The organism is Streptomyces sp. NPDC048565, from assembly GCF_040650935.1.
In the GTDB taxonomy this organism is placed as follows: Bacteria; Actinomycetota; Actinomycetes; order Streptomycetales; family Streptomycetaceae; genus Streptomyces.
Genome location: NZ_JBEZIH010000039.1, coordinates 25,831 through 41,938, shown reverse-complemented (window position 1 = coordinate 41,938; position 16,108 = coordinate 25,831). Strand labels below are relative to the sequence as shown.

At 65.4% G+C, this 16,108-nt stretch carries 14 protein-coding genes and 1 pseudogene; 14 read left to right on the top strand and 1 reads right to left on the bottom strand.

All coding sequences use genetic code 11. The annotated features are described in order from the left end of the window. Positions 1 to 62 precede the first annotated feature (62 nt). The 14 genes and pseudogenes from AB0C75_RS33485 to AB0C75_RS33420 all read left to right on the top strand — a co-directional run bounded on the left by AB0C75_RS33485 (position 63) and on the right by AB0C75_RS33420 (position 15,323). On the top strand, positions 63 to 1,313 hold the full coding sequence (locus AB0C75_RS33485) for a cytochrome P450 (protein WP_362895902.1): 1,251 nt from the start codon (positions 63 to 65) through the stop codon (positions 1,311 to 1,313). 38 nt (positions 1,314 to 1,351) lie between these two features. Continuing rightward, complete coding sequence (locus AB0C75_RS33480; protein WP_362895901.1) at positions 1,352 to 1,711, top strand: nuclear transport factor 2 family protein; 360 nt, start codon at positions 1,352 to 1,354, stop codon at positions 1,709 to 1,711. A gap of 28 nt (positions 1,712 to 1,739) precedes the next feature. Further along, positions 1,740 to 2,162 carry a hypothetical protein gene (locus AB0C75_RS33475; protein WP_362895900.1) on the top strand — a complete coding sequence of 141 codons (423 nt, stop codon included), beginning with the start codon at positions 1,740 to 1,742 and terminating at the stop codon, positions 2,160 to 2,162. A 104-nt stretch (positions 2,163 to 2,266) separates the two neighbouring features. After that, the gene (locus AB0C75_RS33470; RefSeq protein ID WP_362895898.1) at positions 2,267 to 3,109 is read left to right on the top strand and encodes a mycofactocin-coupled SDR family oxidoreductase; all 843 of its coding nucleotides are present in this window, start codon (positions 2,267 to 2,269) and stop codon (positions 3,107 to 3,109) included. A gap of 96 nt (positions 3,110 to 3,205) precedes the next feature. Then, on the top strand, positions 3,206 to 3,682 hold the full coding sequence (locus AB0C75_RS33465; RefSeq protein ID WP_362895896.1) for a nuclear transport factor 2 family protein: 477 nt from the start codon (positions 3,206 to 3,208) through the stop codon (positions 3,680 to 3,682). A gap of 79 nt (positions 3,683 to 3,761) precedes the next feature. Further along, positions 3,762 to 4,634, top strand: a complete 873-nt coding sequence (locus AB0C75_RS33460; RefSeq protein WP_362895894.1) for an alpha/beta fold hydrolase — start codon at positions 3,762 to 3,764, stop codon at positions 4,632 to 4,634. Beyond that, the gene (locus AB0C75_RS33455; protein WP_362895892.1) at positions 4,613 to 4,804 is read left to right on the top strand and encodes a hypothetical protein; all 192 of its coding nucleotides are present in this window, start codon (positions 4,613 to 4,615) and stop codon (positions 4,802 to 4,804) included. Before AB0C75_RS33460 ends, AB0C75_RS33455 begins: the two co-directional genes overlap by 22 nt. A gap of 26 nt (positions 4,805 to 4,830) precedes the next feature. Then, positions 4,831 to 6,027 (top strand): cytochrome P450, encoded by a 1,197-nt coding sequence (locus AB0C75_RS33450; protein ID WP_362895890.1) that lies wholly within the window; start codon positions 4,831 to 4,833, stop codon positions 6,025 to 6,027. Between the two features lie 169 nt (positions 6,028 to 6,196). Next, positions 6,197 to 6,614, top strand: a pseudogene (locus AB0C75_RS33445) (transposase); the annotation flags it as partial. Positions 6,615 to 6,898: 284 nt separating this feature from the next. After that, entirely contained in the window at positions 6,899 to 7,198 is a 300-nt protein-coding gene (locus AB0C75_RS33440) for a hypothetical protein (RefSeq protein WP_362895888.1), read from the top strand. Next, a complete protein-coding gene (locus AB0C75_RS33435) occupies positions 7,195 to 8,376 on the top strand; it encodes an LLM class flavin-dependent oxidoreductase (RefSeq protein ID WP_362895886.1) in 1,182 nt (393 codons plus the stop codon). The genes AB0C75_RS33440 and AB0C75_RS33435 overlap by 4 nt, the downstream gene beginning before the upstream one ends. A 350-nt stretch (positions 8,377 to 8,726) precedes the next feature. Continuing rightward, positions 8,727 to 9,560, top strand: coding sequence for an SDR family oxidoreductase (locus tag AB0C75_RS33430; RefSeq protein ID WP_362895884.1), 834 nt, complete (start codon positions 8,727 to 8,729; stop codon positions 9,558 to 9,560). 188 nt (positions 9,561 to 9,748) lie between these two features. Next, positions 9,749 to 11,089, top strand: a complete 1,341-nt coding sequence (ccrA, locus tag AB0C75_RS33425; protein WP_362895913.1) for a crotonyl-CoA carboxylase/reductase — start codon at positions 9,749 to 9,751, stop codon at positions 11,087 to 11,089. A gap of 1,504 nt (positions 11,090 to 12,593) precedes the next feature. Then, positions 12,594 to 15,323 (top strand): AAA family ATPase, encoded by a 2,730-nt coding sequence (locus tag AB0C75_RS33420; protein WP_362895882.1) that lies wholly within the window; start codon positions 12,594 to 12,596, stop codon positions 15,321 to 15,323. Here the strand turns inward: AB0C75_RS33420 and AB0C75_RS33415 are convergent. Then, positions 15,289 to 15,891, bottom strand: coding sequence for an LLM class flavin-dependent oxidoreductase (locus AB0C75_RS33415; protein ID WP_362895912.1), 603 nt, complete (start codon positions 15,889 to 15,891; stop codon positions 15,289 to 15,291). The two genes, AB0C75_RS33420 and AB0C75_RS33415, sit on opposite strands and share 35 nt — an antisense overlap. Positions 15,892 to 16,108 lie beyond the last annotated feature (217 nt).

Below are 16,108 nucleotides of genomic sequence, written 5' to 3'. Positions count from 1 at the left end.
CGAGACCGGTCCGGACCAGTTGATGTCCTCATTCCGCCACCTGAGCACAAGGGACGTCCCTCATGACCGACTCCACCAAGCCCCACATCTCCGGCACCGAGACAGCCGAGGCCGACCTGTTGAACTGGGGCTTCATCCAGGACCCGTACCTGACCTACCGGGAGATGCGCGCCGGGACGGGCCCTCGGCGGCTCGTCATCAAGACATTGAGCACAGGTCTGCGGTCGTGGCTGGTCACCGAATACGGCGATGTGCGCCGACTGCTCGCCGATCCCCGACTCTCGAAGGCGGCCGGGGGTGCGGCACCGATCATCGCCAAGCACAGCACGGAGGACGTCTCGGGCGCGGCGATCACCTCGGACAGCATGCTGTTCAGCGATCCGCCGCAGCACTCGCGACTGCGGCGGATGTTCAGCAGGGCGTTCACGATGCGCCGGACACTGAACCTGCGCCCGCGCATCGAGGAACTCACCGACGAGCTGCTTGATTCGATCCCGACGGGAGCCGAGATCGACCTGGTGGAGTCGGTGGCGATGGCCATCCCCATCGCGGTGATCGGCGAGTTGCTCGGCGTACCGCGCGCCGCCCACCACGATCTACGCCGGTGGAACCGCGCGCTGACCAGCGTCGACTCGGAGCCGGCGGAGAAGTACCAGGCCTACATGGCGTCGCTCGACTACTTCCGGACCCTGGTCGCCCAGAAGGCGAGCAGTCATGACGGCGCGGACGACCTGATCAACGCGATGATCGACCCGGACAACGAGGAGCGGTTCGAGGAGTCCGAGCTGCTCTCCACCATCTTCCTGATGATGAACGCAGGGTACGAGACCACCGCGAACTTGATCAGCAGCTCGGTGTACGCACTGCTGAAGCACCCCGAACAGTTGGAGCTGTTGCGCGGCGATGCCACCCTCATACCGAACGCAGTGGAGGAATTCCTGCGTTATGAAAGCCCGTTGAACCTTTCCACATTGCGCTACACCACCGAACCGGTGGAGGTCGGCGATACTGTCATCCCCGCCGGCGAAGTGGTGTTTCTGGCGCTGTCCTCGGCGAATCGAGACCCGGATCGGTTCGCGGATCCGGACCGGCTGGATATTCGCCGTAATGCGGCTACGCACCTGGCCTTCGGCCACGGAATCCACCATTGTGTCGGCGCACCGCTGGCACGACTGGAGGGTGAAATCGTGCTGTCCCGGCTGTTGGACAGGTTCCGGCGCTGGGAAGCGGCCGAGTCCCTGGAACGACTCACCTGGCGTTACACCTTGCAGTTCCGTGGTTTGGAGCGGCTGCCGGTCAGGCTGCACGCATGATTCATGAGAACCGTCAACGACGAGAACGGAGCGGACCCATGTCAGCAGAAGTGATTGACCGATTTTTCGAGAGCTCGGGTGCCGGCGACATCGAGACAGCCGTCGAATGTTTTGCTGATGACGGGGAGTGGATCACGCCCGACGGAGACGGACTCGGGAAGGTCCACACGAAGGACCAGATCGGCGATCTGATCACCAGTATGAACGCGATGCGCGAAAAGATGATCGCCTCCGGGGTCGACGGGAAGTTCGAATCGCCGATCATGTTTGACGAGAACATGGGGCTGGTTCGGTGGACCGTGGAAACCGATGACGGAAAGGTGGTAAATCGTGGTGTTGACCTCTTCATCCTGAGCGACGGGAAGATCGTGCTCAAAGACGTCTACCGCAAGGTCTGAAACACTCGCCCAAGAAAGGGTAGAAACTGTGAACAACAGCTATGAGGAACTGGTCGAGACAACGATCAGTGCCACCACTGACATCGAGGACTTCCAGAATATCCAGGTCGGGCAGGGTGGTAGCTACGAGCACGCCCTGTTCACGAAGTCCGGTGAAAAGGTGGCCACCACCTCAGGTGGCTACAAGATTCTCTATCAGCGAGAATCCGACAAGCAGTTCATGGCTTACCTGACCAATGAAGTCGTCTTCGAGGACGGGTCCGGAACGATCCGGGTGGCCGGCTGGATCGATCTCGGGTCACTCCTGTCAGGGGGCTGGGCTTACTATCCGAGTATGGGTACCAGTGGCCGATATCTTGGCCAAACAGGTTTCATGGCCTGGCGCCCCTACGATCTCGGTAAGGTGGAAGGAGCCGACGTGAAACTGATCATGTTTGCCTCCGCCGAGTGAACGACCCCGCGGTGCAGTGATGAGCTGAGAGCGCTCAGGTTTCAATGTTCATGGCATTCCGCCGTGAATAAAACACCCCTGTTTTCTGACGTGGAGGTTGAGTAATGGGCCGGACCGCCGGGAAAGTCGCATTGGTTACTGGCGCTGCACGTGGAATGGGGCGTTCGCATGCGGTGCGACTTGCTCAAGAAGGGGCAGACATCGTAGCTGTTGACCTGTGCGCAGATCTCGAAACCACGCCGTATCCAGGAGCGAACGGTCAAGATCTTTCCTCGACGACGAAACTGGTCGAACAGCTGGGCCGGCGGATCATTGCGCGCCGGGCGGATACGCGCAACTTCAACGAGTTGCAGGGAGTCGTCGACGAGGCGATAGCGGAGTTCGGTCATATCGACGTCGTGTGCGCAAATGCCGGAATGTCAAGCTTCGGGTTCTCATGGGAACTTACCGATGAAGCCTGGCAAGAAATCATCGACGTCAATCTGACAGGATCGTGGAAGACCGTCAAAGCGGTGATTCCCCACATGATCGAACGGAATGAAGGTGGATCACTGGTCTTCATCAGCTCGACCGCGGGGTTGATCGGTGTACCGACCATGGCGCACTACACCGCGTCCAAGCACGGTGTGGTCGGGTTGATGCGTGCCTTGGCGGCAGAACTGGCACCACACAACATTCGCGTGAACTCGGTCAATCCCGGAAATGTCGACACGCCGATGGTCAACAATGCTCCGATGCGACAGATCTACCTGCCCGAGATCGACGATCCGACACCGGAGGACGCAAACGAAGTGATGAAGGAAATGAGCGCGCTGCCCACCGGCTGGCTGGACTCGCGAGGGATCAGCGACGCCGTGGTCTATCTGGCGTCGGAAGAGGCACGTCACATCACTGGGATCACTCTTCCCGTGGATGCTGGAATGATGCTTCCCAATAAACTTCGATAGAGGTCGGGGCCGGTCCACGAACAAGACGTCGCTCATCGCTCAATCGAAGTACTGTCAGCGTCTCAGGCGCGCGAACGAGTTACCGGAGGTTTTCACATGGCGGCAGAGAACGCAGTCTCTCTCATGGTCGATCGACTCGATATCATTGAGCTGACGGCCAAATACGCTCATCGACTCGATACTCGCCAGTTCGATTCTTTGATGGAGCTGTGGAGCGACGACAGCCCGGTTTTCGACGAAGAAAGCTTCGGGCTGGGAAAGTTCACGGGGAAGGACGAGATACGGCATCACTTCGAAGCCGACATCTACGGACAGATGGAGAATCTCTGCCACATGACGGTCAACCATGTGATCGACGAGATTCTCGAATCCCGGGCGTCCGGTAACTGTCATGTGTTCGCCCAGGGTGATGTTCGAGCCGGCGGGATCTCTCGGGCTACCGCGTACTACAAGGATGAATACGTTCGCGAGAACGGGGTCTGGAAGTTCTCCAGTCGCAAAGTGATCCCGTTGACCAGGCCGGAAATCGGAACCTTCGAATTTCCGGCAGGGGAGAGCCCATTCGATCAGTAGACCGGACAGTTACGGTCCGAGGCTGCCGTCGCGTGTCCGCCCAGCAGAACTCACCGCGGCCGGTGCCGACCACGTCGTCGTGCACCGATTGCTTCAGATCCGGTTCTCGGCGGTCAGGAGTACTGCGGGTCGCGTGGCCCGAGAAAGAAGGAACGTGCACGCATCAACCACGAGTGGCGGATCATGGATCAGGCCGCTGCGAAGCTCACCTCGGCCCGGTCGAGTGCACCTCGTCTGCTTTCCGTTCGCGGGCGGTTCCGCGGGATATTTCCGCCCGCTGGCAAACTCGCTCGAACCAGATATATCGGCGCTCGGAGTCCAGTATCCAGGGCGACAGGACCGCCGGCACGAGCCGTTGATCGAGGACATCGGCCAACTCGCCGATGAGATCTGTGAGGCGTTGATCCCGTGGGAGACGCAGCCACTCGCGTTCTTCGGTCACAGCATGGGTTCGTTGGTGGCGTTCGAGGTGGCGCGCCGCTTCCAGCGAGATGACCGACGCGCGCCGCTCGCATTGTTCGCGTCCGGGCGCCGCGCCCCGTCGTGTCATCGTGACGAGGATTTTCATGCGGCCGACGACGACAGCATCATCGCCAACCTCCGATCGCTGGGCGGAACCGACCCGGCCCTTCTCGACGACGACGAGATGAGACGCGTGATCCTTCCCGCTATCCGTGGCGACTATCGGGCCGTCGAGACGTACCGTGCGCCAACGACAGGGACGACCTTGAACGCGCCGGTCATGGCCATGACCGGCGACCGTGATCCGAGCGTGTCGATCGACGAAGCGAGCGCTTGGCGAGGTCACGCAGCGGGATCCTTCGAGATGAAGGTCCTGACCGGAGGCCATTTCTTCATGCACGACCACGTCGCCGAGATAGCCGACTGCGTGAGTCGTGTGCTCTTGTCGAACCGGAAGGGGGCCCGGCCATGGCCGTCGGATTTGAAGTGAGCTGCCCGATGTGCGGAGGTCTCATCGAGGCGACTGACGAAGATGACCTCATCCGCCTGTCCCAGCTACACACGATCGATGCGCATCGCTACAGCGTTCCCGCTGAACACGTGTTGGCCGCGATGACGCCCGGTGATATCGATCCCGATCAGAGGGAAGACGTGCAATGAACTCTGCAGCGACGGAATGTCCCACCGTGGACCTGAACATGCTCGATCCTGACTTCGTGCAGGACCCCTATGAGACCATGGCCGCATGGCGAGCCCTGGGGCCGGTCGTCTACAACTCTCACCACGATCAGTACATGATCACCTCGCATCACAACTGTGCGCGAGTGCTCGGTGACATCAGCCATTTCAACTCTGCGAACGTGCTCCCGGAGATGGAGAAAGCGTTCGGCGGACCGACCTTTCTCGGAACCGATGGTGCACGACATCAGACGGTCCGCCGGATCTGGGAGCCAGGATTCGAGCGCAGGGCTGTCGAAGCCGACTGGGCGGAGCGAATACAGCGAGTTGTGGACGTATACGTGGATCAATTCGTTGAACGCCTCCGCTCCGGTGAATCTCTCGACGCTCTCGCGGGGATGACACGGATCATCCCCACTGTTGTCACCGCCCAATTGATGGGCGCCGAAGAGGACGTGTACGAAGACTTCATCAAATGGAGTGACGCCACGGCGGCGGTTCTCGGCGCACGGCTGGACCCGACTCCGAAGGGTCAGGAGGTTGTCGCCGACGGCGCTGCGGCAGCAGTCGCCCTGAACTCGTACATCGCCGGCCTCATCGAAAAACACCGTGCGCGGGGGGTGAGTGATGGATCGCTTATGGCCCAGATGGTGTTCGACGATTTCGCGCCGTCCATGCCTGATCGGGAAATATTGGCGAACGGGACGATGCTGACGGTTGCGGCGAATGAGAGTACGGCGCAGGTGATGGCGATGATGCTGTATGCGCTGGGACGCCATCCCGACCAGCGTCGCGCACTGGTCGCCGACAGGTCACTCGTTCCGGCCGCACTCGAGGAGGTCCACCGCTGGTCGACTCTCACACAGTCGGTTCTGCGCTTTGCCTGCAGCGACGAGTCGCAGGTCGAGGGTTTCACGATCCCCGAGGGCTCCGCGGTCGTGTCTCTCCTGGGTTGCGCGAATCGCGATCCCGCTCGCTGGGACAACCCGAACTCCTTCGACATCTTCCGCCTCCGAAAAGCACACATGGGCTTCGGTTTCGGGCCTCACATTTGCCTCGGAATTCATATGGCTCGGATGGAGATGCGCATCTGGTTGAATCGGCTGCTGGACAAGTTGCCAGATTTCGAGGTCGCGGGCGAAATAAAATTCGGCCCCGACTTCACACTGCGAGGTATTCAGGGGATCCCGATCAGAGCCGCATGATTGATCTTCAGAGAGCGGCAATGTGTCTCATGGGACTGGCGAGGTGCCCCTGCTTCCAGTACTCCAGCCGTAGATCGTCAGGTGTCTGCGAGCGTGGCCACCTCGCATTGATAGCGGCTGGTCCCGCGATGCTGGCGTCGTCGTCGGCATGACCGGGCCTGGGGGCAGGAAGAAGACGTTCGGCCACCACCCCCTGATGGGCTTCGTCGACCACGCCCGGGGCGGGACCGGCGAACCGGTCGCGGGCCTGCTGTGGCACGGCAACGCAGGCAGCAACGCCGCCGCCGACCACATCACCGCCGCCCAACTCGCCCCGGCACAGTTGCTGAGGACTTACCGGTGCGGACGGCAGCCCTGGTCCGCACCGACTCCGGAGACGGCGCCCCCGCCTTCGTGCCCTGGCTCGCCGAACGCGGCAGACGGCTGTCGTACCCGTTCGGCATGACGATCGCCGACGCCGTCCGCCAGGCCGTACTCACGGTCCCGGCATCGGCCTGGGCGCCGGCCGGGTCGTCGAACCCGGCGGCGACATCCGTGACGGCGCCTGGGTCACCGAACTCGCGGGCGACGCGCTGGACGGCCGGCCCGGCCACCGGGCTTGACCTCCGGAACCGGCGGACAGAAGATCTCCCACTCCGCATCGGACAGATCAGCCGGGCAACAGGTACGCAGCCCGCACACCCGGACCCCCGAGAATGCGTTGCCACCTCGCTGCCAGGGAACTTGCCCGCCGGAGGGGTCCAGAAGACCCCAGAGACCCCAGAGATGCCTCGTGACAACTAGGGGATGGCTCACCGGAAAGCTAGGGGATGGCTCGCCGAGTCGCAGAGCCTACCGTTGGGCGCACGCAGCTCTCCGGAGGCTCATTCTCATGGTTCATGCCGACCAAGCCCCAGCCGTGACCCCCTTCCCGCCCACGCCGTCACTCTCCCATCCCCCGCCGGAGCTGAACGAGCTGCAACGGGACCGGCCGGTCACCCGGTTCCGGCTCGCTGGCGGCAAGACCGGCCGGCTGGTCACACGCTACGAGGACGTGCGCCAGGTGCCGACCGACCAGCCCGAGCACACCCGTCCGCGTCCGCTCGTCGCCTGCGCGATCACCGCCCGCCGGGTGGAGGCGCCGCGGCCGCGAGCGACTGATGTGGACGCCGACCCGGTGGAGAACCTGTGACCAGTCTGCGCTTCGGTGCGTTCCTGCCCCCGATCCACCCGCTCGGGGAGAGCCCGACCTGGTGGCTGCGTCACGACCTGGACTTCATGGCCCACCTCGACCGGCTGGGCTTTGACGAGGCGTGGATCGGGGAGCACCACTCGACCGGCCGGGACCTCATCGCCTCGCCCGAGATCTTCATCGCGGCGGCAGCGGAGCGCACCACCCGGATCCGCCTCGGGACCGGTATGGCCTCGATCCCATACCACCATCCGCTGTGGGTGGCCGACCGCATGGTGATGCTCGACCACCTCACGCAGGGCCGGGTGATGCTCGGGGTCGGTCCTGGCTCCCTGCCCTCCGACGTCGCCATGATCGGCATGACCCCCACCGAGAGCCGCGAGCTCCTTGAGACCCATCTCGACATCATCCAGCGGCTGTTGGCCGGTGAATCGGTCACCACGACGGTCGGAAGCCACACACTGGTCGACGCGACGCTGCAGCTGCGCCCGTACACCGAGCCGTGCTTCGAGATCGCGGTGGCCGCGACGGCGTCGCCGACCGGAGCGCGCCTGGCCGGCAGCCGCGGTGCGAGCCTGATCTCGCTCGGGGCGACCATGAGCCAGGGCGGATTCGACGCGTTGGCGTACCACTGGGGGATCGCCACCGAGCGCGCCGCCCATGCGGGACGGCCGGCGCCCGACCGTGCGACCTGGCGGCTGGTGACCAACGTGCATGTCGCCGAGACCCGGGAGCAGGCATACCGCGACGTCGAGTTCGGGCTGCAGGACTGGTTGAGACACCTGAACGACAACGCGGCCACGCCTGGGATCGCGCTGCCCGACGGCAGCACGCGGGAACTGATCGAGTTCGTCAACGAATCGGGCCTGGGCGCGATCGGCACGGCCGACGACGTCCGCCGCCAGATCCAGCGCATGGTCGACCAGTCCGGCGGGTTCGGCACCGTGCTGCTGCTGGCACACGACTGGGCCGGCCCGACGGCGAAGTGGCACTCGTGGGAACTCATCGCCCGTCAGGTCGCCCCGCACTTCCAGGGATCAGGGAAGACCCACGCCCAGGCGTCCCACGACGCCCGGGCCCGGATTCTCGCGCGGCGCGAGGAGGCGAGCATCGCAGCCGGCGCGGCGCTCGAGCACATGAACCGCAAGTACGCGGACGAGGTGGCCGGAGAGGCCTGACCGTGCCGTCGTGACATGCCCGTCCGTGGTCGCCGTACGTGGCCAGGGGATCTCGTGTCCGGGGCTGTGGCACCGGCGCTCCGCTGGACGGTCGTGCGGGTCGCGGCCCCGGCGGTGGCCCGTAGCGATGACCCGGCACCGGGTCGCCCACCGGCGCAGTGAGCGGCCGGGACACCCGGATCGGACGCGGCCGGGCCGAACACTTTGCGGGTCCCACGCAGAACGGCGACCTCGGCCGAACAGCCGTCGCACACCGCGAGCGACACCGCCAGATCAAGAAGGAACCCCGCCGGGCCGTGGACCCGGTCCGGCAGCGAGCACCGATACCTGCAGAAGGAGACGTTTCCGTCATGGCGACATGGTTCATCACCGGAGCCGGCCGAGGCCTGGGCGCCGAGATAGGGCGGCAGGCCCTGAAGGCGGGTCACGACGTCGTCGTCGGCGTCCGGCATGTCGACGCGTTGCCCGACGACCTGCGCCGCGCCGAGCGATGCCATCCCTGCACCCTCGATGTCACCGACCAGGCCCAGATCGACCGTGCCGTCGCGCAGGTGGTCGACCGGTTCGCCACGATCGACGTGCTGGTCAACAACGCGGGTCGCGTGCTGGTGGGCGCACTGGAGGAGGTCACCGACGCCGAGGCCAGGTCGCTGTTCGACGTCAACGTCTTCGGCCTGATCAACGTGACGCGAGCGGTCCTGCCGACGATGCGTGCCGCCGGGAAAGGCAAGATCGTGCACATCGGCTCCCGGGCGGGATTCGAGGGCGAGCCCGGGGTGAGCCTGTACAGCGCCACGAAGTTCGCGGTCGCCGGCATCAGCGAAGCCCTCACCGCCGAGCTGGGTCCCCTGGGGATCCAGAGCATGGTCGTCGAGCCCGGGGCGTTGCGCACCGACCTCTTCGACGCCAGCTCCATGTCGGTCTCCGGAGCGCGGCTGGCGGCTTACGACGGCACCCCCGCCCACCTCGTGCGCGACGGGGTCGCCGCGGCCAACCACGCCCAGCCCGGGGACCCGGCCAAGGGCGCGGCGCTGATCGTCGAGGTGATCGACGGCGGGACGCTGCCCTCGCACCTGCTGGTGGGCAGCGACGCCTACGAGCGCCTCGAGGTCAAGAACGCGATGGTCGCGGACCACATCGCCCCGTGGCGCAGCAAGGCGCTGGCCACCGCGCACCACGACTGAGTCCGACCGTTTCGCATCGCGCCGCAGGGCCGGGCTCCGCTCGGCCCCACGGCACGAACGCCCCCCGGCCGTGCCGCACGGGCAGAGGGGAACGGCCGGCCGAGGGACGACGAGGCCCATGCGGGCCTCCTGTCGTGAACCGGATCAGCGAAGGAAGGGAATCCGTGCCGAACGCAGAGCTCAAGGAGATCCAGCAGGCCGTCGTGACCGGGGACCCGGGCGCGCTGGCCGGGCTGCGGGTGCCGGAGAGCTACCGCGGCGTGACCGTGCACGCCGAGGAGACCGAGATGTTCGAGGGCATCGCCGGCGCGGACAGGGACCCGCGCAGATCGCTGCATGTGGAGGAGGTCCCGACACCGGAGCTCGGGCCCGGTGAGGCGCTGATCGCGGTAATGGCGAGCGCGATCAACTACAACACGGTCTGGACCTCGATCTTCGAACCCTTGCCGACCTTCAAGTTCCTCCGGCGCTACGGGAAGCTGTCCCCGCTGTCGAAGCGGCACGACCTGCCCCACCACGTGGTCGGCTCGGACGCCTCGGGTGTCGTGCTGCGGACCGGGCCCGGGGTACACCGCTGGAAGCCCGGCGACGAGGTCGTGGCCCACTGCCTCAGCGTTGAGCTGGAAGGCCCCGAGGGCCACGACGACACGATGCTCGATCCCGAGCAGCGGATCTGGGGCTTCGAGACCAACTTCGGTGGCCTCGCCGAGATCTCCCTGGTGAAGGCGAACCAGCTGATGCCCAAACCCGCGCACCTGACGTGGGAGGAGGCGGCAAGCCCCGGGCTGGTCAACTCGACCGCGTACCGGCAGCTGGTGTCGCGCAACGGTGCGAACATGAAGCAGGGCGACGTGGTCCTGATCTGGGGTGCCTCCGGCGGGCTCGGCTCCTATGCCACGCAGTACGTGCTCAACGGCGGCGGCATCCCGGTGTGCGTCGTGTCCAGTCCGGAGAAGGTGGAGATCTGCCACCGCCTCGGTGCGGAGCTGGTCATCGACCGCAGCGCCGAGGGGTACCGGTTCTGGCGGGACGAACACACCCAGGACCCGAAGGAGTGGCAGCGGTTCGGTTCCCGAATCAGGGAGCTGACCGGCGGCGACGACGCGGACATCGTGTTCGAGCACCCGGGCCGGGAGACGTTCGGCGCTTCGGTCTACGCGGCCCGCAAGGGCGGCACGATCGTGACCTGCGCGTCCACCTCGGGGTACACGCACCAGTTCGACAACCGGTACCTGTGGATGAACCTCAAGCGGATCGTAGGATCGCACTTCGCGAACTACCGGGAGTCGTGGGAGGCAAACCGGCTGATCGACAAGGGGTTCATCCACCCGACGCTGTCGAAGTCCTACGCGCTGGAGGACACCGGCCAGGCCGCGCTCGACGTGCACCGCAACGCGCACCACGGCAAGGTCGGCGTGCTGTGCCTTGCGCCGGAAGAGGGTCTCGGCGTGCGGGACGAGGACAAGCGTGCCCGGCACCTCGGCAGCATCAACGTATTCCGCCCGGTGCCCCGAGATTCCGGCCGGTGATGCGCGGCACTGTGGCGCGTCTCCTGATCGACGTGCCGGCCGAGCAGGGAGCCCCGCTCGAACACTTGGATCCCGCCGAGCCCTTGAACCGGGGCGGGTGGGGACTCGCCGGGCATCGCGGAGGCAGGCGTGGCCGTGAGCGACGAGTTGGGGGCCGAGGTCGGTGAACCGTCCCGGGCAGGATGAGGACTCGGTTTCGTCTAAAGGATCTCGAGCCATGGAACGACCCTCGATATACCCGCTTCCGCCGCGCCGAAGACCTCGACGTGGCCGGCGTCACGGCCTCGATAGGCTCGGTCGGCGACGCGTACGACAACGCGCTGACGGAGCCCACGATAGGCCTGTTCAATTCCGGGGTCATTCAAACCACGGGGGCCACGGGAGATACTTTTCTCGGCCATTGATTGTCCACGATCGCCGTGCGGGTGCGCGCGCGTACCCGCCTCTCGCGGTCCTCATCCCTCTCGCGGTCCTCATGATGCCGCCCGAACGTGAGGTAGGACGTCCGTTGTTGACGTTGTGATCTTCCGTGTGCACACTATCTGGGGAATAAATGTTCTGCACTGTCAACCTCGGTGGCCCGGCCAGAGTCTTGAAAGGTGTGACCACATTGCGCAAGAACCTGCTGCGACTCGGAGTGACGGCTACTGCCGCCCTCGGTCTGTCCCTCGACGCCGACGCCGCGTTCTCACGGCGAGTCCAGCACCGCAGGGTGGGACCGGTACTACTACCGTCGGCGCCACGGTGAGATACGGAACATACTGCCGGTGGCATACGAAGCCAACTACTACCGGGCAACCACGCTCCCCCAACTGAAGTCGAGCCACAGGCAGTTCACCATTCTGCCCCGGTCGCATTCCATACATGCAGCGTCTCGACCGGACACAACGCAAGGTGCATTCCGCCCGTCTCTCCCCACACCTCCGGTATTCGTCCGAGACCACTGATGGCCTCGCCTCCCGGAGATGTCTCCTCAACGCCGTGTCCGTACACCGGGGATCCACCTTTGAGGATCCGCCGATCGGAACCCGAACATCTACCTGCAGCCGGGCGACGGAGCTAGGCTGTCGGAATTCCCCCGAGGTTATACGCAGGTACTGATCCGACTCCCTGCCACTTTTCATGATGTCACGCGGATATAAGGCGCGGGCCCGGTCCGCACCTGGGCGTTCTCGCCATCGCGTCGCCCGCCTGGGGCAAGCACAGGGCTGTGCGCGACCGGACCGCCCCCGGGACCCGTCAACGACTACGCCCTATTCGCTCGAGACATCACGGGTGCTGTTCTCAGCAGCGGCGGGCCGCCCCTCGACGCAGGGTCAGGTGGGCTGCCTCCGCGTGCCACGACCACACGGTCCAGGCCAATGTCGCCCTACGGATGGTCATCTGTCTTGTGGCACTGATGTCTTGTCTCAATCGGGGGATTTCTGTATTTCCGATCCTTCTTCCGCGCGGTCTGTCGGTGCGCGCGACGTAGGAACCGCTGCTGAATGACAGGGGATCGTGCATGTTCGAGCGACAGTCTGAGCTCGCTGAGCTTGCTGCAGCTTTTGCCGAGTCCGAGGCTGGGGGAGTGCGGGTTGTCGTGCTTCAGGGGGTTGTCGGGACCGGAAAGACAGCGCTGCTCGAGGAGTTCGACGACCGGGCCCGTGGGGCGGGGGCGCGTCTACTCCGGGCTAGTGGGGCGCCGACCGAGTGCTCGCTTTCCTTGGGCATCGTGCGTCAGCTGCTTGCTGGTGAGGTCTTCGACCGCGACAGAGCGGAGATCGTGAGTGGTTTGCTCGACCACCAGCTGCTCGCCGATGCCGCGAGCGACGGGGTGAGTCGCTCTCGAGTGCTGGACGGGTTGGCGACGGTGGTTCTGGAGTTGGCCGAGCAGAACCCGGTGGTGATCGCCATCGACGACACACAGTATCTCGATGCGTTCTCCCAGGATTGGCTGATCTATCTGATCCGCCGTGCCCGGCTCGCCCGCATCCTGATCGTCCTTGGCTGGCGCGACGACGACATCGAGGCGTCTCCGAGTAACTCCCAGCTATTGTGTGCCGAGCTCTACCAGCAGGCCTACTTGCGGCGGCTGTTGCTGGCTCCACTTTCGTCGAGCGGAGTCGCGGAGCTCATGACCGAGCGACTCCACGAGTCCGTTTCGACAGAACTGGCCGCGAAGGCATACCAGTTCACCGGCGGCAATCTGCTGCTGCTGCATGCGTTACTGGAGGACAACCGGGCTGCCACCCGCGCCGACGACCCGCCGGCCGAGCTGAACACCGGGCCCGAGTTCGAGCGGGCGGTCCAGCTCATCCTGCGCCGGTGCGATCCGGTGACGCTACGGGTCGCGGGTGCGATCTCGGTGATCGGCGAGCCGTCGCAGTTCGCGTACCTGGACCGGCTGGTCGGCTTCGCGTCGGACCAGGTCGCTGCCGCCATGCAGGTACTGACCCGGATCGGTTTGGTGGAGGCCGGACGGATGCGGCACCCGATCATGGCCGGCGCCGTACTGGACGCCTTCTCGGCCGCAGATCGATCCGAACTGAGCCGGCGCGCTGTGGATCTGCTCAAGGCGTGCGGCGCGGACTCCTTGACGCTCGCGGAGCACTTCGTCGCCTGCGGCCGCCTCGACGACCCCTCGGCCGCGCTGAACCTGGTGGAGGGGGCACGGCAGGTGCTGAAGGAGGGCAACTCACGGCGGGCCACAGAGCTGCTGCGGCTGGCCTACCAGGTCGAAACCGACGACCGGCGCCGGGTGGAGATTCTGGCCCTGCTGCTGCGGGCGGAGTGGCGGGACGATCTGCGAGCCTCGGCCGGACATCTGCCCGAGCTGACCGAGGCGATGCTGAGCGGCCGACTTCGGGGCCGGCACACGACGATGCCCATCATCATGCTGTTGCTCCAGGGGCGGGTGGAGGATGCTTGCTCCGTGCTCTCCCGGCTGGTGGCCGACGTGTCGCCGGGCTCCCGGCCCTCATGGGAGTTCGAGATGGTACGGATGTGGCTGGCTGACATGTATCCGGGCATCTTCCGGCGCGTGGCCGGTGAGACCAGGGCGAGCGGCATGCCGATCATGCCTCCGGGCGCTATCGGTTACCGATTACTCGAACACTTCCAGAGCTCCCACCACCAGGGGGCAACCGCGGAACGCCTGGTCCAGGCCGACGAGGCGTTTTGGCAACAGCCGCTGACCGAGATCAATCTGTTGCCGCTGATTCTCGCGTTGAACACGATGGTGCATGCCGAGCGACTGGAGGAAGCCGAGCAGCGGTGCCGCGAACTGACGCAGACCTGTCTCGACCTCCAGGCACCCACCTGGCGTGCGCTGTTTTGCTCGATCGCAGCGGACATCGCCTTGCGCCGGGGGTCGCTCGGCGTCGCGGTCTCCAGGGCGACCGCCGCGCTCGAAATCATCCCGGTCGCCGAATGGGGCGTGCTGGCCGCTGAACCGTTGAGTACCCTGCTGACGGCGCAAACACTGCAGGGCAAACACGACGAAGCGGCACGTACGCTCGCCCTGCGGGTGCCGGACGTGATGTTCGAGACGCCGTTCGGTCTGTCCTACCTGCTGGCGCGCGGTCGCTACTACGTCGAGCGCGGTCTCGCCCAGATCGCCCTCGACGATTTCCAGAACGTCGCTGACCTGCTCGACCAGTGGGGGATGGCCCAAACCGAGAGACTGCCGTGGCGCACGGAGATGGCCGCCGCTCACCTGCAACTCGGGAACCACGAAACAGCCGCGCGCTACGCTCGCGAGCAACTGCGCCGGATCGGTACGGACGGCCACCTGCGGGTGCGCGGACGAACCATGCGACTGCTGGCAGCGACCCGCGAACTGCACCTTCGACCACCTATGCTGCGCGAGGCCGTGGATGTGCTGCACCGAAGCGGGGACAAGTGCGAGTTGGCGAGTGCGCTCGCCGCCCTGCACGATGCGTACACCCAACTGGGCGATGCCGGCCGGGCGCGGTCAGTGGCACGCAAGACCAACAGCATCAAGCAGGCGTGCTTCGTGGAACTACCCGCTCGTCGGGTCGGCGCGCCGGACGTGCTGGAGGGGGCGGATGTCGACATGCTTGCGCTCACCGATGCGGAGCGGAGGGTCGCCAAGGCCGCGGCAAAGGGCCTGACCAACCGGGAGATCGCCGGCAAGCTCTACCTCACGACCAGCACGGTGGAGCAGCACCTGACCCGGACCTACCGCAAACTGGGGGTCAGCTCACGAGTACAGCTGCAGTCCCGCCTCTGACTCCAACCGCCCCCGGACACCCGCTCGGCAGGACGCCTCCCAGGGCTTGTAGTCGGTGGTTTCGCCGTTGGGGTTTTGGGCTTTGGGGGCGCTGTTGGTCAGCGGGTTCGTTCCGTGTTCGCGCGGGCCGGGCCGGTCGCAGGCCGGCGCTGTTGTATCGCGTCCGTCGTTCCGGGGCTGGTGAGTGCGGCTGCGCATGGTCGGAGGAGGCTTCGAGGGCTTTGAAGGTTTCGAGGGTTCGAGGGTGTCTGTGCGGTTGGATTCGGTGGCGGGCTTGTCTCGTGCATGGTCCAGCAGCCGTTCTTCTCGCCGGTATTTGAGGTCCTCGGTGTCTGCGGTCTGTGGATAGGGGGCGTTCTTGACCCGGTCGTGGGACAGGGGAGGACCGACGTTGATGCCTGGGTTGAGGCGTCTGGCTGGACAGGACTTCGGCCGTGGCCAGGTCCTTGGCGAGCCGCACGGGGTTTTCCCAGCCCAGCGGTGTCACCGTGGTGCCCGGTTCGATGCGCCGGGTGCGCTGCGTGGGAGCCGCCAGCGCGGCGATGGGGGAGGAGTTGCCGTTCTGCAGATGGCGGTGGTGTACCCAGGCGCTGTCAAGCCCAACTGCTCGCCCGGCTCGATGGGCTGGAGGGTGGACTTATGCCCTCGGCCTGGGGCGGTCTTGTCGGACGGGGTGCGCGGAGTCGTGGGTGTCGTGGAATTGCCGCATGATCTGCTCATGCCTACGCTGCCCGCGCCTGGGTACTGCGTTGCGCCTGGTTCTGTTGTTTGTGTAGGTATTCGTG

Coding starts and splice junctions, on each gene's coding strand:
- AB0C75_RS33485 (WP_362895902.1), top strand. CDS start 63: ATGACCGACTCCACCAAGCCCCACATCTCCGGCACCGAGACAGCCGAG.
- AB0C75_RS33480 (WP_362895901.1), top strand. CDS start 1,352: ATGTCAGCAGAAGTGATTGACCGATTTTTCGAGAGCTCGGGTGCCGGC.
- AB0C75_RS33470 (WP_362895898.1), top strand. CDS start 2,267: ATGGGCCGGACCGCCGGGAAAGTCGCATTGGTTACTGGCGCTGCACGT.
- AB0C75_RS33465 (WP_362895896.1), top strand. CDS start 3,206: ATGGCGGCAGAGAACGCAGTCTCTCTCATGGTCGATCGACTCGATATC.
- AB0C75_RS33455 (WP_362895892.1), top strand. CDS start 4,613: ATGGCCGTCGGATTTGAAGTGAGCTGCCCGATGTGCGGAGGTCTCATC.
- AB0C75_RS33440 (WP_362895888.1), top strand. CDS start 6,899: ATGGTTCATGCCGACCAAGCCCCAGCCGTGACCCCCTTCCCGCCCACG.
- AB0C75_RS33430 (WP_362895884.1), top strand. CDS start 8,727: ATGGCGACATGGTTCATCACCGGAGCCGGCCGAGGCCTGGGCGCCGAG.
- AB0C75_RS33420 (WP_362895882.1), top strand. CDS start 12,594: ATGTTCGAGCGACAGTCTGAGCTCGCTGAGCTTGCTGCAGCTTTTGCC.